The organism is Paraburkholderia phenoliruptrix (assembly GCF_902859825.1).
In the GTDB taxonomy this organism is placed as follows: domain Bacteria; phylum Pseudomonadota; class Gammaproteobacteria; order Burkholderiales; family Burkholderiaceae; genus Paraburkholderia; species Paraburkholderia phenoliruptrix.
This window is the reverse complement of record NZ_CADIKB010000009.1, coordinates 157,773-175,963: the sequence shown is the minus strand read 5'-3', so window position 1 is coordinate 175,963 and position 18,191 is coordinate 157,773. Positions and strand designations below refer to the sequence as shown.

The 18,191-nt window shown below is 63.9% G+C and carries 19 protein-coding genes, 1 other RNA gene and 1 pseudogene; 13 read left to right on the top strand and 8 right to left on the bottom strand.

Annotated elements, in window-relative coordinates; genetic code table 11:
- The first annotated feature begins 17 nt into the window (after positions 1-17).
- From HV711_RS12885 to HV711_RS12875, 3 genes are read left to right on the top strand one after another with little or no spacing between them, the layout of a single operon-like run.
- Positions 18-758, top strand: coding sequence for an amino acid ABC transporter permease (locus tag HV711_RS12885; protein ID WP_013589591.1), 741 nt, complete (start codon positions 18-20; stop codon positions 756-758).
- Positions 758-1,435, top strand: coding sequence for a glutamate/aspartate ABC transporter permease GltK (gltK, locus tag HV711_RS12880; RefSeq protein WP_013589590.1), 678 nt, complete (start codon positions 758-760; stop codon positions 1,433-1,435). Before HV711_RS12885 ends, gltK begins: the two co-directional genes overlap by 1 nt.
- Positions 1,432-2,157 carry an amino acid ABC transporter ATP-binding protein gene (locus HV711_RS12875; protein ID WP_013589589.1) on the top strand — a complete coding sequence of 242 codons (726 nt, stop codon included), beginning with the start codon at positions 1,432-1,434 and terminating at the stop codon, positions 2,155-2,157. Before gltK ends, HV711_RS12875 begins: the two co-directional genes overlap by 4 nt.
- 109 nt (positions 2,158-2,266) lie before the next feature.
- Here HV711_RS12875 and HV711_RS12870 read toward each other — a convergent pair whose 3' ends face one another.
- Complete coding sequence (locus HV711_RS12870; protein WP_081588226.1) at positions 2,267-3,205, bottom strand: class II glutamine amidotransferase; 939 nt, start codon at positions 3,203-3,205, stop codon at positions 2,267-2,269.
- A 210-nt stretch (positions 3,206-3,415) separates the two neighbouring features.
- Between HV711_RS12870 and pyrC the strand changes: the two genes are divergently transcribed.
- The 3 genes and pseudogenes from pyrC (at position 3,416) to rnpB (ending at position 5,846) form a co-directional block, all read left to right on the top strand.
- Positions 3,416-4,486, top strand: coding sequence for a dihydroorotase (gene pyrC / locus HV711_RS12865; RefSeq protein WP_028361486.1), 1,071 nt, complete (start codon positions 3,416-3,418; stop codon positions 4,484-4,486).
- A gap of 7 nt (positions 4,487-4,493) precedes the next feature.
- Positions 4,494-5,336: pseudogene (locus HV711_RS12860) on the top strand (DUF3025 domain-containing protein); the annotation flags it as partial.
- Positions 5,337-5,423: 87 nt separating this feature from the next.
- Positions 5,424-5,846: RNase P RNA component class A (gene rnpB, locus HV711_RS12855), an RNA gene on the top strand.
- A 150-nt stretch (positions 5,847-5,996) separates the two neighbouring features.
- On the opposite strand, the gene HV711_RS12850 is transcribed toward rnpB, so the two are convergent.
- Positions 5,997-6,419: an OsmC family protein gene (locus HV711_RS12850; RefSeq protein WP_008919632.1), complete on the bottom strand. Its 423-nt coding sequence runs from the start codon at positions 6,417-6,419 to the stop codon at positions 5,997-5,999.
- Between the two features lie 691 nt (positions 6,420-7,110).
- On the opposite strand from HV711_RS12850, the gene rplM reads away from it, so the two are divergent.
- From rplM to erpA, 3 genes are all read left to right on the top strand, one after another.
- Positions 7,111-7,539 carry a 50S ribosomal protein L13 gene (gene rplM / locus HV711_RS12845; RefSeq protein ID WP_013340465.1) on the top strand — a complete coding sequence of 143 codons (429 nt, stop codon included), beginning with the start codon at positions 7,111-7,113 and terminating at the stop codon, positions 7,537-7,539.
- 11 nt (positions 7,540-7,550) lie between these two features.
- The gene (gene rpsI, locus HV711_RS12840; protein ID WP_013340464.1) at positions 7,551-7,943 is read left to right on the top strand and encodes a 30S ribosomal protein S9; all 393 of its coding nucleotides are present in this window, start codon (positions 7,551-7,553) and stop codon (positions 7,941-7,943) included.
- A gap of 319 nt (positions 7,944-8,262) precedes the next feature.
- On the top strand, positions 8,263-8,628 hold the full coding sequence (gene erpA / locus HV711_RS12835; RefSeq protein ID WP_007180424.1) for an iron-sulfur cluster insertion protein ErpA: 366 nt from the start codon (positions 8,263-8,265) through the stop codon (positions 8,626-8,628).
- A gap of 121 nt (positions 8,629-8,749) precedes the next feature.
- Here the strand turns inward: erpA and HV711_RS12830 are convergent, their stop codons facing one another.
- Positions 8,750-9,880, bottom strand: a complete 1,131-nt coding sequence (locus HV711_RS12830; RefSeq protein WP_035482840.1) for an anhydro-N-acetylmuramic acid kinase — start codon at positions 9,878-9,880, stop codon at positions 8,750-8,752.
- 238 nt (positions 9,881-10,118) lie between these two features.
- Between HV711_RS12830 and tyrS the strand changes: the two genes are divergently transcribed.
- The 3 genes from tyrS (at position 10,119) to HV711_RS12815 (ending at position 12,628) form a co-directional block, all read left to right on the top strand.
- A complete protein-coding gene (gene tyrS / locus HV711_RS12825) occupies positions 10,119-11,369 on the top strand; it encodes a tyrosine--tRNA ligase (RefSeq protein WP_035482802.1) in 1,251 nt (416 codons plus the stop codon).
- A 49-nt stretch (positions 11,370-11,418) separates the two neighbouring features.
- On the top strand, positions 11,419-11,889 hold the full coding sequence (dtd, locus tag HV711_RS12820) for a D-aminoacyl-tRNA deacylase (protein WP_013589583.1): 471 nt from the start codon (positions 11,419-11,421) through the stop codon (positions 11,887-11,889).
- Between the two features lie 67 nt (positions 11,890-11,956).
- Positions 11,957-12,628 (top strand): histidine phosphatase family protein, encoded by a 672-nt coding sequence (locus HV711_RS12815; protein ID WP_035482803.1) that lies wholly within the window; start codon positions 11,957-11,959, stop codon positions 12,626-12,628.
- Positions 12,629-12,693: 65 nt separating this feature from the next.
- Here the strand turns inward: HV711_RS12815 and HV711_RS12810 are convergent, their stop codons facing one another.
- The 4 genes from HV711_RS12810 to ruvC all read right to left on the bottom strand — a co-directional run bounded on the left by HV711_RS12810 (position 12,694) and on the right by ruvC (position 16,112).
- Positions 12,694-13,638, bottom strand: a complete 945-nt coding sequence (locus HV711_RS12810; RefSeq protein ID WP_028361491.1) for an oxygenase MpaB family protein — start codon at positions 13,636-13,638, stop codon at positions 12,694-12,696.
- A gap of 46 nt (positions 13,639-13,684) precedes the next feature.
- Positions 13,685-14,749, bottom strand: a complete 1,065-nt coding sequence (gene ruvB / locus HV711_RS12805) for a Holliday junction branch migration DNA helicase RuvB (RefSeq protein WP_028361492.1) — start codon at positions 14,747-14,749, stop codon at positions 13,685-13,687.
- Between the two features lie 133 nt (positions 14,750-14,882).
- Positions 14,883-15,464, bottom strand: a complete 582-nt coding sequence (ruvA, locus tag HV711_RS12800) for a Holliday junction branch migration protein RuvA (RefSeq protein WP_015003719.1) — start codon at positions 15,462-15,464, stop codon at positions 14,883-14,885.
- A gap of 105 nt (positions 15,465-15,569) precedes the next feature.
- On the bottom strand, positions 15,570-16,112 hold the full coding sequence (ruvC, locus tag HV711_RS12795) for a crossover junction endodeoxyribonuclease RuvC (protein WP_028361493.1): 543 nt from the start codon (positions 16,110-16,112) through the stop codon (positions 15,570-15,572).
- 128 nt (positions 16,113-16,240) lie between these two features.
- Between ruvC and HV711_RS12790 the strand changes: the two genes are divergently transcribed.
- On the top strand, positions 16,241-16,480 hold the full coding sequence (locus HV711_RS12790; RefSeq protein ID WP_035482804.1) for a hypothetical protein: 240 nt from the start codon (positions 16,241-16,243) through the stop codon (positions 16,478-16,480).
- A gap of 137 nt (positions 16,481-16,617) precedes the next feature.
- Here the strand turns inward: HV711_RS12790 and purH are convergent, their stop codons facing one another.
- Complete coding sequence (purH, locus tag HV711_RS12785; RefSeq protein ID WP_015003716.1) at positions 16,618-18,183, bottom strand: bifunctional phosphoribosylaminoimidazolecarboxamide formyltransferase/IMP cyclohydrolase; 1,566 nt, start codon at positions 18,181-18,183, stop codon at positions 16,618-16,620.
- Positions 18,184-18,191: the final 8 nt, after the last annotated feature.

The following is an 18,191-nucleotide window of genomic DNA, read 5'->3' as shown; positions in this document are numbered from 1 at the left end:
TTGCTGGAGTCTTGGTCATGTCATATCACTGGAACTGGGGCATTCTGCTAAGTCCGGTCTCCACCGGCGAGCCGACCACTTATCTGGGCTGGCTGCTGTCGGGCTTCTGGGTGACGATTACCGTGTCGCTGTCGGCATGGGTGATCGCGCTGATCGTCGGTTCGTTTTTCGGTGTGCTGCGCACGGTGCCGAATAAATGGGCGTCGGGCATCGGCACCGTCTACGTTGCGATTTTCCGTAACATTCCGCTGATCGTGCAGTTTTTCACCTGGTATCTCGTGATACCGGAACTGCTGCCGGTCTCCATCGGCAACTGGTTCAAGCAACTGCCGCCGGGCGCGCAGTTCTTCTCCGCGTCGATCATTTGCCTCGGGCTCTTTACCGCCGCGCGCGTGTGCGAACAGGTGCGCTCGGGCATCAACGCGCTGCCGCGCGGCCAGCGCGCCGCGGGCCTCGCCATGGGTTTCACGCAATGGCAGACGTATCGCTATGTGCTGCTGCCGGTCGCGTACCGCATCATCGTGCCGCCGCTCACGTCCGAGTTCCTGAATATCTTCAAGAACTCGGCGGTCGCGTCGACCATCGGTCTGCTAGACCTGTCGGCGCAGGCGCGTCAGCTCGTCGATTACACGTCCCAGACCTATGAGTCGTTCATCGCGGTCACGCTCGCGTACGTGCTGATCAACCTGGTCGTGATGCAACTGATGCGCTGGGTCGAAGCAAGAACCCGGTTGCCCGGCTATATCGGAGGCAAGTGATGCACCATTTCGACTGGAGCGGTATTCCGGGCGCACTGCCTACGCTGTGGACCGGCGCCATCGTCACCTTCAAGATCACGCTGATCGCGATCGTGGTCGGCATTGTCTGGGGCACGGTCCTCGCGATGCTGCGGCTGTCGTCGTTCAAGCCTTTCGAGTGGTTCGCGAAGGGCTACGTGACGATTTTCCGTTCGATCCCGCTCGTGATGGTCCTGCTGTGGTTCTTCCTGATCGTGCCGCAGGTGCTGCAGAACGTGCTCGGGCTGTCGGCGGATATCGACATTCGTCTCGCGTCGGCCATGGTCGCGTTTTCGCTCTTCGAGGCGGCGTATTACTCGGAGATCATTCGCGCGGGCATTCAGGCGGTGCCGCGCGGGCAGGTCAACGCGGCGTTCGCGCTCGGCATGGGCTACGGGCAGGCCATGCGCCTCATCATCCTGCCGCAGGCATTTCGCGCGATGGTGCCCTTGCTGCTCACGCAGGGCATCGTGCTGTTTCAGGATACGTCGCTCGTCTATGTGATCAGCCTCGCCGACTTCTTCCGCACCGCCACGAATATTGGCGACCGTGACGGCACGAATGTCGAAATGGTACTGTTCGCGGGCGCGTGTTATTTCGTGATCTGCGTGATCGCGTCGAGCCTCGTCAAAGGTCTTCAGAAAAAGGTCGCAAGATGATCTCTATCAAGAATGTTTCGAAGTGGTACGGCCAGTTTCAGGTGCTGACCGACTGCACCACGGAAGTCAAAAAGGGCGAAGTCGTCGTGGTGTGCGGCCCGTCGGGTTCGGGCAAGTCCACACTGATCAAGACCGTGAACGGTCTGGAGCCGTTCCAGAAGGGCGAGATCGTCATCAACGGGCAGTCGCTGACGGATAAGAAAACCAATCTGTCGAAGCTGCGCTCGAAGGTCGGCATGGTGTTCCAGCACTTCGAGCTGTTCCCGCATCTGTCGATCGTGCAAAACCTCACGCTCGCGCAGATCAAGGTGCTCGGCCGCTCGAAGGACGAAGCGTCGGCGAAGGGTCTGAAGCTGCTGGAGCGCGTCGGCCTGCGCGCGCACGCGGACAAATTTCCGGGGCAGTTGTCGGGCGGTCAGCAACAGCGTGTGGCGATTGCGCGCGCGCTGTCCATGGACCCGATCGCGATGCTGTTCGACGAGCCCACGTCCGCGCTCGACCCGGAAATGATCAACGAAGTGCTCGACGTGATGGTCGAACTCGCGCAGGAAGGCATGACCATGATGTGCGTGACGCACGAAATGGGCTTCGCGAAGAAGGTCGCGCACCGCGTGATTTTCATGGACAAGGGTTTGATCGTCGAAGACGACCGCAAGGAAGACTTCTTCGCCAATCCGAAGTCGGATCGCGCGAAGGATTTTCTGGCGAAGATCCTGCACTGAGGCTGGAACACCCGAGGCCGCAGCGCTTTTTGCGCGGCGCTCGGCCAACGAAAAGCCGCTCGAACGAGCGGCTTTTTTTATCGACGCGCGGCGGGTTCGCCGGCGCGCGTCACGACTCGAATGCCGCGGCGTCGTCCGCCGCTTCGAGATCGACTTCCACTTCCGCGAGAGCAGGCGAAGCGGCGACCGAAGCCGCAATCGTGCTTGCCGAAGCCGACGCGTCCAGACACGGATTGCGCAGCTTTTCCAGCACCGACGCCGGCACCGGTACATTGACGCGGCCAATCACGTCGCCGTGCTGGAACATCAGCAGATCGCCTGGAGCAAATGCGGTCCACACTTCGTTGTCCGTGAGCGGCTGGGTCGCGATCACGGCGACGCGGTCTTCGGGCGTGGTGTACTTGGCGAAGTCGATGGACACGTCGGCATCTACGAGATGCGCGGTGGAAAACGGCCAGCGCCGCACGATGTAATGCAGGTGCGTCGAGCAATGCGCGAACAGCGCCTGGCCGTTCGACATCAGGAAATTGAACACGCCGAACTGGGTGATCTCGCGCGTGAGCGTTTCGAGCGCGGCGAACAGCTCGTTGAGCGGCGGCTGCTGCGCGCCTGGGAACGCCTTGCGCAACCCTTCGAGCAGCGCGCAGAAGGCGAGTTCGCTGTCGGTGGTGCCGACCGCCTGATAGACGCCGGAGAGCACCGGCGAATAGTCCTTCAGATCGCCGTTGTGCGCGAAGATCCAATGGCGCCCCCACAATTCGCGCATGAACGGGTGGCAGTTTTCGAGCAGGATGTGGCCTTGCGTCGCCTTGCGGATATGCGCGATCGTGTTTTTCGACTTGATCGGATAGCGCTTGACCATTTCGGCGATCGGCGAAGTGGCCGACGACTGATGGTCGATGAACAGGCGACACGCTTTGTCTTCGAAGAAGGCGATGCCCCAGCCGTCGGCATGGTGATCGGTGACGCCGCCGCGCGCCGCAAAGCCGGTGAAAGAGAACGTGACGTCCGTCGGCGCGGCGCAATTCATTCCGAGAAGTTGGCACATGTTGCGGGTGAGCCTGTGAACGGGGCAAGCCGTTACAATGATGATTTTCCAAGCATATCACCGAGCCAGAAGCGCCAAATAGCAAAATTGACGTGTATTCAGGCCGCAACACAACGGTTTGACCTCATCGTCGGTGCATTGGTCCGGGCATTATTCCGTATCGTGCGCATTCGGCGCTGCCATCCGTTCCGCTCCCGTTCTCCTCTCGCCATGACCGCTTCCAACGCTTCCCCCGATTTCCGCGACTCCATCACGCTCGCCCGCCCGGACGACTGGCACCTGCACGTGCGCGACGGCGCCATGCTGGCGGCGGTGTTGCCGGACACCGCGCGCCAGTTCGGCCGCGCGATCATCATGCCGAACCTGAAGCCGCCGGTCACGACCACGGCGATGGCGGCGGCATACCGCGAGCGGATCGTCGCCGCGATCCCGGCCGGCGCGAACTTCGAGCCGCTCATGACGCTGTATCTGACCGACAACACGCCGCCCGACGAAATTCGCCGCGCGCGCGAAAGCGGCTTCGTGCACGGCGTGAAGCTGTATCCGGCCGGCGCGACGACCAACTCCGACGCGGGCGTGACCGACATCATGAAGTGCGCGAAGACACTCGAGGCGATGCAGGAAACCGGCATGCCGCTTCTCGTGCACGGCGAGGTGACGGATTCGTCGATCGATCTGTTCGACCGCGAAAAGGTGTTCATCGACCGGGTCATGACGCCGCTGCGCCGCGATTTTCCGGCGCTGAAGGTGGTGTTCGAGCACATTACGACGAAAGACGCGGTGGACTACATTCGCGAAGCGGGCGTCGGCCCCGATCTGCTGGGCGCGACCATCACCGCGCACCATCTGCTCTATAACCGCAATGCGATCTTCCAGGGCGGCATTCGCCCGCATTACTACTGCCTGCCGGTGCTCAAGCGCGAGACGCATCGCGTGGCGCTCGTGGAGGCGGCTACGTCGGGCAATCCGCGTTTCTTCCTCGGCACGGACAGCGCGCCGCATCCGAAGGGCCTGAAGGAGCACGCGTGCGGCTGCGCGGGTTGCTACACCGCGCTGCACGCGCTGGAGCTGTACACCGAGGCGTTCGACAAAGCCGGCGCGCTCGACAAGCTGGAAGGCTTCGCGAGCTTCTTCGGCGCGGATTTTTACGGTCTGCCGCACAACAGCGAGCAGGTCACGCTGCGCCGCGAGGAATGGACGCTGCCCGCGGAGCTGCCCGTCGGCGATACGCCGGTTGTGCCGCTGCGCGGCGGTGAACCGATCGGCTGGCGTTTGGTGTGAGGCGAGGATGAGGATGGCGCAGCGCGAAGACGTGCGTGATCTGCCGCACGGGCGCGATGCGAGCGCACGCTCTTGCCCGGGCCGGCGAGCCGGAAATGAAGCGCTGGCGCCCGACGCGTCAGCCTTCGCCGCCATCGACTGGTCAAGGCCGTGGTTCGCCCAGTTCGCCGCGCGCGGCCAGCGCTGGCAGCGTGCGGCGCTCGAAAGCTACGCCGCCTTGCTCGCCGAAATGAATGCCGACGCCGGGCAGACGCGCCAGCTCACCGGCCGCGGCCAGCGCCTTGCGTTTATCGCGCAGGACGACCTGCCGCCCGGCGCCGCCTACGAGGCGCATATCGCGTCCACCGGCTGCGTGCCGACGCGCCACAATCTGCACGACTTCTTCAATGCGTCGATGTGGTTTGCGTTTCCGCGCATCAAGGCGGCGCTGAACGCGCGGCAGTCGGCGGCGATCGACCAACTGGGCGTTGGGCCGACGCGCGGCGGCGTGCGTGACGCGCTGACGCTCTTCGACGAAAATGCGCTGCTCTTCGCGTCGGCTGATCCGGCCCTGAGCGCGGCGCTCCGCGGCTTCGACTGGCGCACGTTGTTCGTTGAACGGCGCGATGCGTGGGGCGCGAGCTGCGAGGTGCGCTGTTTCGGCCATGCGTTGCTCGAGAAGCTGATCGCACCGTTCAAGGCCTGCACCGGCCACGCATGGATCGTCGAGGTGCCGCCCGCCTATTTCGAATGGGATGCAGCGTTGCGCGACGCGTGGCTCGACGAGGCGGTCAGCACGGCTTTGCTGAGCACAGAGGCGCTCACGAGCCGGCTGTTCGCGCCGCTTCCGGTGCTGGGCATCCCCGGCTGGTGGCGGCAGAACGACGAGCCGGGCTTTTACGACGACAAGTCGGTGTTCCGCGCGGGCCGGCGCACAGATGCTAAAATCGGCGCCAGCAAAGCAGGCCAGGCAGTCGCGGCCTCGGCGGTTTCACACGTTGGAAGCGGCGGGGGCGAGGAAAGTCCGGACTCCACAGGGCAGGGTGATGGCTAACGGCCATCCGTGGCGACACGCGGAACAGGGCAACAGAAAGCAAACCGCCGATGGCCCGGCGCAAGCCGGGATCAGGTAAGGGTGAAACGGTGCGGTAAGAGCGCACCGCGGCTGCTGCAAGGCAGACCGGCACGGTAACCTCCACCCGGAGCAATTCCAAGTAGGCAGGCGCGCATCTTCGAGATGCAGGGCGGGGCCCCCGTCTCGTCTGCGGGTAGGAAGCTTGAGCGCGTCAGTAATGGCGCGCCTAGAGGAATGGCTGCCACGCGCGTCGCGTCTTCGGACGTTGCGCGTGCACAGAATCCGGCTTATCGGCCTGCTTTGCCACCTCACAACACAATGCCGGCGTCTTTTCAGGACGCCGGCATTTTTATTTCAGCGGTACGTAGGGTTTGCGCGGCACGTTTGCGCGGCACATCACGCGCCGCGCGCGTGGGTGCCTGGGCCGAACCGCGCCGGGCGCGCCGACCGCGATGCTCAGCTCGCCACGATGTCGAACGAGTGCGTCAGTTCGGCCGTTTTGGCGATCATGATCGACGCCGAGCAATATTTGTCGTGCGACAGGTTGATCGCGCGCTCCACGGTCGCCGGGTTCAGGTTCTTGCCGGTCACGGTGAAGTGAAAGTGAATTTTCGTGAACACTTTCGGATCTTCGCTGGCGCGCTCGGCCTTCAGCGTGACCGAGCAACCGGCAATTTCCTGACGGCTTTTCTTCAGAATCATCACGACGTCGTAGGCGGTGCAGCCGCCCGTGCCGAGCAAGACCATTTCCATGGGGCGCGGCGCGAGGTTGCGGCCGCCGCCTTCCGGCGCGCCGTCCATCGCGACCAGGTGGCCGCTGCCTGTCTCGGCCGCGAACGCCATGCCGTCTTGCCCCATCCAGCTCACTTTGCATTCCATGCTGTGCTCCACCGCGCTGCGCAATATCGAGACGGCATTGTAGCCCGGCCTTTGAGTGTCCGTCCGAGGGGGCTTCGACGGAAAATTTATGCGCGATAGCGGCTTGCGTGTTGCGGCGCGGCATGTTGCGTCGTCGCTCGAATAGTGCGGGATATTTAGGGGTTTTACTCTAAGGGTTGACCTTAGCCGACGCATGTGCGGCGTCGCGACACCTTGATCTGCCGGTGTAGCGGGGAGCTCGGCAGATGTGTGTGCAAATCCCACAATATAAAATGTGATTTCGCATTGCAAATGTTCTTGCAACGCACAAGGATGCTTCATATAATTGGTCCATCGGTTGCAGCAGTGCGCAACCTCCGCTGTCTCCTCCACCTCCTCCTTTGGTGGATTAAACCCGAACCACTTGTTCGGGTTTTTTTTTCGCCTGCGATTTTGCCGCGCTCGAGGGTGCGTTTCGTAAGAACGCCGGCCCGTTGCGGGGCGCTTTGAAGCAGCTTTGAAGTCTGTTGGCGGCGCCTTGCGGCACCAAGTCCCGTACATTTTGACTTGGCGTCGCAAATTCCTTTATAATTCAGGGCTTTTCCGCATCCGCGCCCGCGGAGGAAGAACAGGGAGAGCCTGCACGCGCCTCGATGCGCACACTACAAGCAGGAAAAAACACATTGGGCGCAGCAATTTTTTTGGATCGATCATGAAGACGTTTTCCGCAAAAGCCCATGAGGTGGCGCGCGAATGGTACGTGATTGACGCGACGGATAAGGTTCTCGGGCGTGTCGCCAGCGAAGTGGCACACCGTCTTCGCGGCAAGCACAAGCCTGAATTCACTCCCCACGTCGACACCGGTGATTTCATCATCGTTATCAACGCCGGCAAGCTGAAGGTCACGGGCAACAAGACCACGGACAAGAAGTACTACCGTCACTCGGGCTACCCGGGCGGTATCTATGAAACGACGTTCGGCAAGATGCAGGAACGCTTCCCGGGCCGCGCGCTCGAGAAGGCGGTCAAGGGCATGCTGCCGAAGGGCCCGCTCGGCTACGCGATGATCAAGAAGCTGAAGGTCTACGCTGACGCAACGCATCCGCATTCGGCACAACAGCCGAAGGCGCTCGAGATCTAAGGGGAGCCCACATGATCGGTAACTGGAATTACGGCACGGGCCGCCGCAAGAGCGCCGTCGCACGCGTGTTCATCAAGGCAGGCAAGGGCGACATCGTTGTGAACGGCAAGCCTATCGCCGACTACTTCTCGCGCGAAACGTCGCTGATGATCGTGCGTCAGCCGCTGGAACTCACGAACCACGCTGCCACGTTCGACATCAAGGTCAACGTGACGGGCGGCGGTGAAACGGGTCAAGCCGGTGCGGTTCGCCACGGCATCACCCGCGCGCTGATGGACTACGATGCAACGCTGAAGCCGGAACTGTCGAAGGCCGGCTTCGTGACGCGTGACGCTCGTGAAGTGGAACGTAAGAAGGTCGGTTTCCACAAGGCACGTCGCCGCAAGCAATTCTCGAAGCGTTAATCGTTTCGGGCGCGAACCGGTTTTTCGCCGGAACGCTGCAAAAGCCGCCAACGCTGTCGCGAAGGCGGCTTTTTTTATACCTTCGCCGCGACCGGTGGATGTGGGCGCAGCTCATTCAACGCCTGCACGCCGGTGCGCCTCGATGCCTCGACCCCGCGCCACCGCCGCCGTGCCTCGCCGTGGCGGCCGCCCAGCGCCAATTCGTCGCCCGCTGCCGCTGCTGCGGGCGAATCCTGTAAGAACCCATTGATTTTGTGGGCATCAGCACGATATTGAGATCGGCCCTACAATAGCGGTTAGAGATTTCTGGAGAGTTCGAATGAACGCAGTCACCGACACACCCGTGACCGAGATGCCCGCCCCCTTCGTTTTTACCGACGCAGCGGCTGACAAGGTCAAGCAACTGATCGAAGAAGAAGGCAATGCGGACCTGAAGCTGCGCGTTTTCGTGCAGGGCGGCGGCTGCTCGGGCTTTCAATATGGCTTTACGTTCGACGAAGCCGTCAACGAAGACGACACCGTCATGAACAAGAGCGGCGTGCAATTGTTGATCGACTCGATGAGCTACCAGTACCTGGTGGGCGCCGAGATCGACTACAAGGACGACATCAACGGCGCGCAGTTCGTCATCAAAAATCCGAACGCCACCACGACTTGTGGCTGCGGTTCGTCGTTCTCAGTCTGAACGCCAGCCGGGCAACAGCACATCCGCATCAAGGAACGGGGCTTCGGCCCCGTTTTTCGTTGCCGGCAGGGCGCAACGACCGGGTGCGGAAGCCCACCCGGCTTGCCAGGTGGGCCCGGCATTAACGCGGATAAATCGCCCCCAGCACCCGCTCGGCGCTCGCCCCTGTCACGGCCGGCAAACTGCCCGGCAGTCTCGCGATGCAGCGCATCGCCAGCCACGCAAACGCCAGCGGCTCCACCTGGCTTGGCGGCACACCGAGCGCGTCCGTCGTCATGACCGGCACGCCGCTCACGCCGCTGTCTTCCAGCGCCCGTTGCAATGCCTTAAGAATCTCCGGATTGCGCGCGCCCCCGCCGCAGACATAGACCGCTCTCGCGTCGGATGCATGCCGTTCGATTTCTCGCGCGACCGTCACCGAGGTCAGCGCGACGAGCGTCGCCTGCACGTCGGCGGGCGCGAGCGCTGCGAACGGCTGCAGTTTCGCGTCCAGCCACTCGGCGTTGAAGAGATCGCGGCCGGTGCTCTTGGGCGGCTGTTGGACGAAATACGGCTCGTCGAGCAACGCATTCAGCAGAGAGCGGTCCACCTGGCCGCTCGCCGCGAACTGGCCGTTCTCGTCGAATGGCTTGTCGAGATGACGTTGCGCCCACTCGTCGAGCAGCGCGTTCGCCGGACCGCAATCGAAGCCGCGCACGCCGCCGGTCGCGTTCAGAATGGTGATATTGCTGATGCCGCCTAGGTTGCACACCACGCGCGTCTCGTTTTTGGCGCCGAACACCGTCGCGTGAAAAGCCGGTACCAGTGGCGCGCCCTGGCCGCCCGCGGCGACATCGCGGCTGCGGAAATCGGCGACCACGTCGATATGCATCATCTCGGCGAGCAGCGCCGGATTGTTGATCTGCCGCGTATAACCCTTTTCCGGCCGATGCCGCACCGTTTGCCCATGCACGCCGATGGCGCGGACTTCAGCCGCGGACACGTGGCAGCCGCGCAGCAGTTCATGGCAGCACACGGTATAGCGCGTGGCGAGCGCGTTGGCCGCGAGCGCCTCGCGCTCGATTTCGTTGGCGCCCGGCTGTTGCAGCGCGAACAGCGCCTCGCGCAAGCCGGCGGCGAAACCCACGAACGCCTCTGCCAGCACGACGGGCGGCTTGCCTTCGGCGAAGCGGACGGCCACGCCGTCCACGCCGTCCATGCTCGTGCCGGACATGAGACCAAAATAGACGCCGTCTGCGGAGTCTTGGGTCACGTTACTGCTTCTGTCGATGATTCGTTGCGGATTCACGGCTCGTTCCTGATCGCTCGTTTGCGAAGGTTGTAGCAGATTATCGACGCAAGCGCGCTCGAATATGAAGCGGCCGCGTGGCCTCGAACCCGGACGCGGCGTGCCAATCGCCGCGTAGAGGCGCGGCCGCCACGGCTTTGGTGGGCGCGGCGGCGCGCATCTATGGGACAATCTGTTTTTTTCGCGACTTCACGTTTCCAGCATGAGCACCGAGTCCAACAAGCCGAACCCCGCCCCTGCCTTCCCGATCACCGACGAAGTCCGTCACGCGCTCGCCGTTACGAAGCGCGGCGTCGACGAATTGCTGATCGAAGACGAATTCGCGCAAAAACTCGCGAAAAGCCAGGCGACCGGCACGCCGCTGCGCATCAAGCTTGGGCTCGATCCGACCGCGCCCGACATCCACATCGGCCACACGGTCGTGCTGAACAAGATGCGCCAGTTGCAGGACCTCGGTCACACGGTCATTTTTCTGATCGGCGATTTCACCTCGCTAATCGGCGATCCGTCGGGCCGCAACGCCACGCGCCCGCCGCTCACGCGCGAACAGATCGAGTCGAACGCAAAGACTTACTTCGAGCAGGCCGCGCTCGTGCTCGATCGCGAAAAGACCGAGATTCGCTACAACAGCGAATGGTCGATGCCGCTCGGCGCCGACGGCATGATCAAGCTCGCGTCGCGCTACACGGTCGCGCGAATTCTCGAGCGTGAGGATTTCACCAAGCGTTTTCAGAGCGGCGTGCCGATTTCGATTCACGAATTCCTGTATCCGCTCATGCAGGGCTACGACTCGGTGGCCCTGAACGCCGACCTCGAACTCGGCGGCACGGATCAGAAGTTCAACCTGCTGGTCGGTCGCGAATTGCAGAAGCAGTACGGCCAGGAGCAGCAATGCATTCTGACGATGCCGCTGCTCGAAGGGCTCGACGGCGTCGAAAAAATGTCGAAGTCGAAGAACAATTACATCGGCATCAGCGAAAAACCGACAGATATGTTCGGCAAGCTGATGAGTATTTCCGACACGCTGATGTGGCGTTACTTCGAACTGCTGTCGTTCCGTCCGATGGACGAGATTGCCGCGTTCAGGAAAGAAGCCGAGGCCGGCCGCAATCCGCGCGACTTCAAGGTGATGCTCGGGCAGGAAATCGTCGCGCGGTTTCATTCGCAAGCCGACGCGGAGCGTGCGCTCGAAGACTTCAATCACCGCGCGAAGGGCGGCGTGCCGGACGACATTCCGGCGGTCGCGCTCGCCGGGGCGCCGCTTGCCATCGGCCAGTTGCTCAAGCAGGCGAACCTCGTGCCGTCGACAAGCGAAGCGCTGCGTAATATCGAGCAGGGCGGCGTGAAGATCGACGGCGCGACGGTGTCTGACAAGGGCCTGAAAGTCGAGGCCGGCGAATACGTGGTCCAGGTCGGCAAGCGCCGCTTCGCGCGCGTCACGCTGACGGCGTGAGCCTGCAGGCCATGATCACGATCCGAACGTCGAAGCCGGAAGCAGTCCGATGATCGCGTTAATCCAGCGCGTGCGGCGCGCCGAAGTGCGCGTCGCAGACGGTGAAAACGAGCGCGTGACAGGTGCGATCGACGCCGGCCTGCTCGCGCTCGTCTGCGCCGAGCGTGGCGACACCGAGGCGGCGGCCGACCGGCTGCTGGCGAAGGTGCTCGGCTACCGCGTGTTCAGCGACGCGGCGGGCAAGATGAACCTGTCGGTACAGAATCTTGACGGCGCGGGCCGCGCGGGCGGCTTGCTGCTGGTTTCGCAATTCACGCTGGCGGCGGACACCAACAGCGGCCTGCGTCCGAGCTTCACGCCGGCCGCGCCACCGGACGAAGGCAAGCGCCTCTTTGACTATTTTGTTGCGGCGGCGCGCGCGAAGCATCCCATCGTCGAGACGGGGGAGTTCGGCGCGGACATGCAAGTTTCGCTCGTCAACGACGGGCCCGTCACATTCTGGCTGCAGACCAACGCCTGAGTTCCGCGCGGTTCTTGCGACCGTAGCGGCTCGGCACAACCGGCGAAGAGCGCCCACCCACGATCTCATGACCACGCAGATTCTGTTTATCCGGCACGGCGAGACCGACTGGAACCGCATCAAGCGTATTCAAGGGCATATCGACATTCCGCTTGCCGCGGCGGGTCTTGCCCAGGCGCAACACCTCGGGCGCCGCATCGCCGCTGAAGTGCGGAACGGCGCGCGGCTCGATGCGATCTATTCGAGCGACCTGCAGCGCGCGCGGCAAACCGCTCAGCCGATCGCCGACGCGCTCGGCTTGCCGGTGCAGCTGCGCGAAGGCTTGCGCGAGCGCTCCTATGGCGCGTTTCAGGGCCACGACAGCGATGAAATCGCCGAGCGGTTCCCCGACCAATATGCCCATTGGCAAACTCGCGACCCCGGCTTCGCACCGCCGGAGGGCGAGTCGCAGCGCGCGTTCTACCATCGCGTACTGCATGCCGTCGAGCTGCTCGTCGCTGCGCATCCCGGCGGCCGGATCGCCTGCGTTGCGCACGGGGGCGTGCTGGATTGCGTGCGGCGCTTCGCGTGCAGTTTGGCGCTCGATGCCCCGCGTGACTACCCGCTGCTGAACACGAGCGTGAACGTGGTGGACTTCGCCGACGGCCGCGCGACGATCATGTCGTGGGGCGATGTATCGCATCTCGACGCGCCCAGTGCCGACGACAGTTTCAAGAAGGTTCCGGAGCCGGGGCGCTAATCACGCAACGCCAGCGACGGACGCCAGCGCTACGCACGCGCCCCACGGCGCAGCGCAAGTTCAGCTCAACGTGAGCCGCCCTCAGGCTTAACCGCAACGCGGCGGCGCGCCCGCTTCGACACGCCGTTCACCAGCGCCCATCTGATAACAGGCGCGACGGCGCGTACGCCAGGTCGCGCCACCGCGCGGCGCATCAGCGCATGGCGCTCTAATCCCAGCATCGCCTGAGCCCAATCGGGCAGAAGGTCGACGCCCGCATTGAACATCAACACGCCGGCGGGACGCATCGCGGCGCTCGGGGCCGGCGCATGCTTCAGCATCCGGACGACCTCGCGCGTGCGTTCACTTGCGAGCAGTTCGGATCGCATGGCCAGCAGATAAGCGTCGATCGCGGCGCGCGAGCGCGGAACGTCCGACGCGCCGAGCATCTGCGCGATGCGCGCGGTTTCCGCGAAATACTGGTCCTGCGCGGCAACGGGAAGTGCGGCGTTCACATAGCGAAGGTGCGCGGTCATGAAGCTCGACACTTCGGCGACGTGAACCCACGTCAGCAGCGCAGGCTCGCTTGCGCGATAAGGCCGGCCGTCGGGCGCAATACCGCTCACAGCGAGGTGGATGCGCTTCACGCGTTCTATCAGCGCAAGCGCATCGTTCCGGCTTCCGTACGTCGTGCCGGCAATAAACGTCGCCGTGCGGCGCAGACGGCCCAGAATGTCAATGCGAAAGGTGGAGTGGTCCCAGACGCCCGCCAGCGCGAGCGGATGCAGGGCTTGCAACAGCAACGCGCTGATGCCGCCCGTCATCATCGAGGTGAAGTCGGCGTGCACTTTCCAGCACACGGAGTCCGGGCCGAAGAGGCCAGGGTCGCCGGGCGGCGATGAATAGTCGAGCGTTGGGCCGCTGCCGGTAGTCAGATGCGTGACGCCCGCCGCGAGTCTTGCGCGAAGGCGCCCGGTCAGCAACTGCGCGAGCATACCGGGAGATCGGGGTTGTCTCGTCTCGTCGGACATGCTTGTTCCGCCTCCCTGCGCCGTGCCGCTCGTGCTTATGCCGCGGCTAGGTTGCAGCCGAGTCCCACAGACCGGGCAGCGCGCTCGACGCGTCGGGCGCCGCGAGTCCGAAGTGCCGGTAAGTGAGCAGCGTGGCGACGCGGCCGCGCGGCGTGCGCTGCAGGAAGCCTTGCTGGATCAGATACGGCTCGAGCACGTCTTCAATCGTGTCGCGCTCTTCGCCGATGGCGGCCGCCAGATTGTCGACGCCGACCGGGCCGCCGTCGAACTTGTGCAGGATCGCTTCCAGCAGCTTGCGGTCCATCAGGTCGAAGCCGACCGCGTCGACGTCGAGCATACGGAGCGCCGCGTCCGCTACTTGCGCGGTGATGTTGCCGTCAGCCTTGACCTCCGCGTAGTCGCGCACGCGCCGCAGCAGGCGGTTGGCGATACGCGGCGTGCCGCGCGCGCGCCTGGCGATTTCGAACGCGCCGTCCGGATGAATCTGCGCGTTCAGCAGCGAAGCCGAACGCGTGACGATACGCGCGAGTTCCTCGGCGTTGTAAAACTCGAGCCGCGCGACAATGCCGAAGCGGTCGCGCAGCGGATTGGTCAGCATGCCGGCGCGCGTGGTCGCACCGACCAGCGTGAACGGCTGCAAGTCCAGCTTCACACTGCGCGCGGCGGGGCCTTCGCCGATCATGATGTCGATCTGATAATCCTCGAGCGCGGGGTACAGAATTTCCTCGACGACTGGCGAAAGCCGGTGAATCTCGTCGATGAACAACACGTCGTTTGCTTCGAGATTGGTGAGGAGCGCGGCGAGGTCGCCCGCGCGCTCAAGCACCGGCCCGGACGTTTGCCGCAGATTCACACCCATTTCGCGCGCGATGATGTGCGCAAGCGTGGTTTTGCCGAGACCCGGCGGCCCGAACAGCAACACGTGGTCGAGCGATTCCGAGCGGCGCTTGGCGGCCTCGATAAAAATTTCGAGCTGGCCGCGCACCTTTTCCTGCCCGACATATTCTTCCAGCTGGCGCGGGCGCAACGCGCGTTCGAACGCTTCCTCGTTCGGCGAGACGGGCGTGGCCGCGATGATGCGCTCGGCGGCGAGTTTGTCGGTTTCGATCATCCGGTCATTGTACCGCGCGAGGCGCGTTGCGAAACCCGGCCGAACGGCCAGGGTGCGCCGCTCGCCGGGCTGTGCGAAGCTTGTTTTATCGCGCGTGCCGCCGGCGCCCGGCATCAGCCTTCGGCTGCAAGCCTCAGGCCTTGGACAAGGCCTTCAGCGCGAGCTTGATGCCCTCGGACACGCCCGTGCCGGCCGGCACGTTCTTGATCGCCGCCAACGCTTCCTTCTCCGAATAGCCGAGCGCGAGCAGCGCGTTGAGAATGTCGGAAGCGTGGTCGGATGCCGACACCGCGCCGGCCATGGCGCCCAGGTCCGCGCCGAGCTTGCCCTTGAGTTCGAGCAGCAGCCGCTCGGCGGTTTTCTTGCCAATGCCCGGCACCCGCGTGAGGCGTGCGGCGTCCTGCAGCGTGACCGTCTGCGAAAGTTCGTGGACGCTCATGCCCGACAGCACGGCGAGCGCCATGCGCGCGCCGATGCCGGAAATTTTGAGCAGCTCGCGGAAGGTGGAGCGTTCCTCGGCGGTGCCGAAGCCGTACAGCAGATGCGCGTCTTCGCGCACGATCATCTGCGTGAGCAGCACGACCCGCTCGCCGGTGGAAGGCAGGTTGTAGAAAGTGCTCATCGGCACATCGACTTCGTAACCGACGCCGTTGCAGTCGACGAGCAGATGCGGCGGGTTTTTTTCCAGCAGAACGCCGGCAATGCGACCGATCATGGCGAGTTCAGACGTGTGAGAAAGGGCGAGTGTAGCGCAGCGACGATGCGCCGCCGACGGCGGGCGGCGGCGGCGCGCGAAAAAAGCCTGTTGGCTGTGCGGCGCCTAGCCGACGAGACGCCCGCGCCGCACTCGCAAGCCCTTTTTGGCGAGCGAGGGCGCGATGCCGCCGAGCGTGCTGAGCGTCGTGCCGCCATGCGCGTGACAGATCGCCATGCCGAGCGCGTCGGCGGCATCGGTGCTCGGCACGCCGGACAGGCTGAGCAGGCGGACCACCATCTGCTGCATCTGCTCCTTGGTCGCGCGGCCATAGCCGACCACCGCCTGCTTCAACTGCAGCGCAGTGTATTCGGCGACCGGCACGCCGCCCGCGACCAGGCCGCAGATCGCCGCGCCGCGCGCCTGGCCGAGCAGCAAGGTGGACTGCGGATTGACGTTGACGAACACCTTTTCGATCGCCGATTGGTCCGGCGCATGCTGGCGGATCAGCGTGGAAATACCGTCGAAAATGGTGCCGAGGCGCGACGGCAGGTCGGCGTCGGCGGTCTTGATCACGCCGCTCGCCACGTAGCTGAGCGCGTGTCCGCTTTGATCGATCACGCCGAAGCCGGTGACGCGCAAGCCGGGGTCGATGCCAAGAATTCTCATGAAGTGCCGCACATGCGGTTAAGGCCAGGTGCCTGCGATACTACAACAGACACGCGGCGCGGCGGCCCGCAAAGGGTCGCGCGAGAGGAATAAAAGCTGCTGCGTCCGTCGGAAGGAGGCGATCAGCTATGCAGCGCTATGGAAACAGGAGTGGGATATCCGGCGTCGTCGCGTATGAAATCGGCGAGGATTTTGTTCGCGCGCAGTTCGATGGCGGCGAAACGTACCGGTACTCGAAAAAGGGCGTGGGCGCGCGACATCTCGCCGAGTTGAAGCGGCTCGCCAAGCTGGGCGAGGGCCTGAGCACTTATATCAGCCAGCATCCGGAAGTGAGGCACGGCTACGACCGCGACGATCCGCCCGGCTGACGACCGACACAGTGTCAGGTGCCGGGCACCGGGCGCCGGCCAAAGCAAAAAAAACGGCCCGGCAGAAATTTCCACCAGGCCGCTAAATCCTCACCTACAGCGGCGGCGACAACATCTCTCCGCCGCGCGAGCCGAACTCAATGCCGGAAGTGACGCACGCCGGTCAGCACCATCGCGATATTGTGCTCGTCGGCGGCGCTTACCACTTCGTCGTCGCGCATCGAGCCGCCGGGCTGGATGACGCAGGTCGCGCCCGCGGCCACGACCACGTCGAGGCCGTCGCGGAACGGGAAGAACGCGTCCGACGCCACCGCCGAGCCGGCCAGCGTCAAGCCGGCGTTCTGCGCCTTGATGCTCGCGATGCGCGCCGAGTCCACGCGGCTCATCTGGCCCGCGCCGACGCCGAGCGTCATGCCGTTGCCGCAGAACACGATCGCGTTCGACTTCACGTACTTCGCCACGCGCCAGGCGAAGAGCAGGTCGTCCATTTCCTTCGGCGTGGGATGACGCTTTGTGACCACGCGCAATTCGCGCGGCTGGACGTTCTTCGAATCGAGCGATTGGACCAGCAGGCCGCCGCCCACGCGCTTCAGGTCGAATGCGTTATGGCCTTCGCCCAACGCGATTTCCAGAAGACGCACGTTCTGCTTCGCCGCGAACACCTGGCGCGCCGCCTCGCTGAACGACGGGGCGATCAGCACTTCGACGAACTGCTTGGCCACCGCTTGCGCCGCGGCTTCGTCCACTTCGCGGTTGAAGGCGATGATGCCGCCGAACGCCGAGGTCGGATCGGTCTGGAATGCCTTCGAATAGGCTTCGTTCGCGTCCGCGCCCACCGCCACGCCGCACGGATTAGCGTGCTTGACGATCACGCAGGCCGGCACGTCGAAGGTCTTCACGCATTCCCACGCAGCGTCGGAATCGGCGATGTTGTTGTACGACAGTTCCTTACCCTGCAACTGGTTGTAGTTCGCCAGCGCGCCGGCCGGGACCGACAGATCGCGGTAGAACGCGGCGCTCTGATGCGGGTTTTCGCCGTAGCGCAGATCCTGCACCTTGTTGAACGCGAGGTTGAAGGTGGCCGGATAAACGTTGCGCGACGCGTGTTGCAGCTCGTCGGTCAGGCTCGTCAGGTAGTTCGTGATCGCGCCGTCGTACTGCGCGGTATGCGCGAAAACCTTGGTTGCAAGGCGGAAGTTCGTTTTATACGAGACCGCGTTGCTGTTCGCGCGCATTTCCTCGAGCACGACCGCGTAGTCGGCCGGGTCGACCACCACTGTCACGTCGCGATGATTTTTCGCGGCCGAGCGCAGCATGGTCGGCCCGCCAATGTCGATGTTCTCGATCGCGTCTTCCAGCGAGCACTCTTCTTTCGACACCGTCTGCACGAACGGGTAGAGGTTCACGACGAGCAGGTCGATGGTCGGAATGTCGTGCTTTTCGAGCGCAGCCATGTGTTCCGGCAGGTCGCGGCGCGCGAGGATGCCGCCGTGCACCTTCGGATGCAGCGTTTTCACGCGCCCGTCCAGCATTTCCGGGAAGCCCGTGTAGTCGGCGACCTCGGTGACGGAGAGGCCTGCGTCCGCGAGCAGTTTCGCGGTGCCGCCGGTCGACAGGATCTTGACGCCGAGGTCCGACAGCGACTTGGCGAAGTCGACAATGCCGGACTTGTCGGAAACGGAGATGAGCGCTTGCTTGATCATGATGAAGA

Coding starts and splice junctions, on each gene's coding strand:
- erpA (WP_007180424.1), top strand. CDS start 8,263: ATGAACGCAGTCACCGACACACCCGTGACCGAGATGCCCGCCCCCTTC.
- purH (WP_015003716.1), bottom strand. CDS start 18,183: ATGATCAAGCAAGCGCTCATCTCCGTTTCCGACAAGTCCGGCATTGTC.
- HV711_RS12815 (WP_035482803.1), top strand. CDS start 11,957: ATGACCACGCAGATTCTGTTTATCCGGCACGGCGAGACCGACTGGAAC.
- HV711_RS12875 (WP_013589589.1), top strand. CDS start 1,432: ATGATCTCTATCAAGAATGTTTCGAAGTGGTACGGCCAGTTTCAGGTG.
- HV711_RS12870 (WP_081588226.1), bottom strand. CDS start 3,205: ATGTGCCAACTTCTCGGAATGAATTGCGCCGCGCCGACGGACGTCACG.
- HV711_RS12810 (WP_028361491.1), bottom strand. CDS start 13,638: ATGTCCGACGAGACGAGACAACCCCGATCTCCCGGTATGCTCGCGCAG.
- ruvC (WP_028361493.1), bottom strand. CDS start 16,112: ATGAGAATTCTTGGCATCGACCCCGGCTTGCGCGTCACCGGCTTCGGC.
- ruvB (WP_028361492.1), bottom strand. CDS start 14,749: ATGATCGAAACCGACAAACTCGCCGCCGAGCGCATCATCGCGGCCACG.
- rplM (WP_013340465.1), top strand. CDS start 7,111: ATGAAGACGTTTTCCGCAAAAGCCCATGAGGTGGCGCGCGAATGGTAC.
- HV711_RS12790 (WP_035482804.1), top strand. CDS start 16,241: ATGCAGCGCTATGGAAACAGGAGTGGGATATCCGGCGTCGTCGCGTAT.
- HV711_RS12850 (WP_008919632.1), bottom strand. CDS start 6,419: ATGGAATGCAAAGTGAGCTGGATGGGGCAAGACGGCATGGCGTTCGCG.
- tyrS (WP_035482802.1), top strand. CDS start 10,119: ATGAGCACCGAGTCCAACAAGCCGAACCCCGCCCCTGCCTTCCCGATC.
- rpsI (WP_013340464.1), top strand. CDS start 7,551: ATGATCGGTAACTGGAATTACGGCACGGGCCGCCGCAAGAGCGCCGTC.
- pyrC (WP_028361486.1), top strand. CDS start 3,416: ATGACCGCTTCCAACGCTTCCCCCGATTTCCGCGACTCCATCACGCTC.
- HV711_RS12885 (WP_013589591.1), top strand. CDS start 18: ATGTCATATCACTGGAACTGGGGCATTCTGCTAAGTCCGGTCTCCACC.
- gltK (WP_013589590.1), top strand. CDS start 758: ATGCACCATTTCGACTGGAGCGGTATTCCGGGCGCACTGCCTACGCTG.
- ruvA (WP_015003719.1), bottom strand. CDS start 15,464: ATGATCGGTCGCATTGCCGGCGTTCTGCTGGAAAAAAACCCGCCGCAT.
- dtd (WP_013589583.1), top strand. CDS start 11,419: ATGATCGCGTTAATCCAGCGCGTGCGGCGCGCCGAAGTGCGCGTCGCA.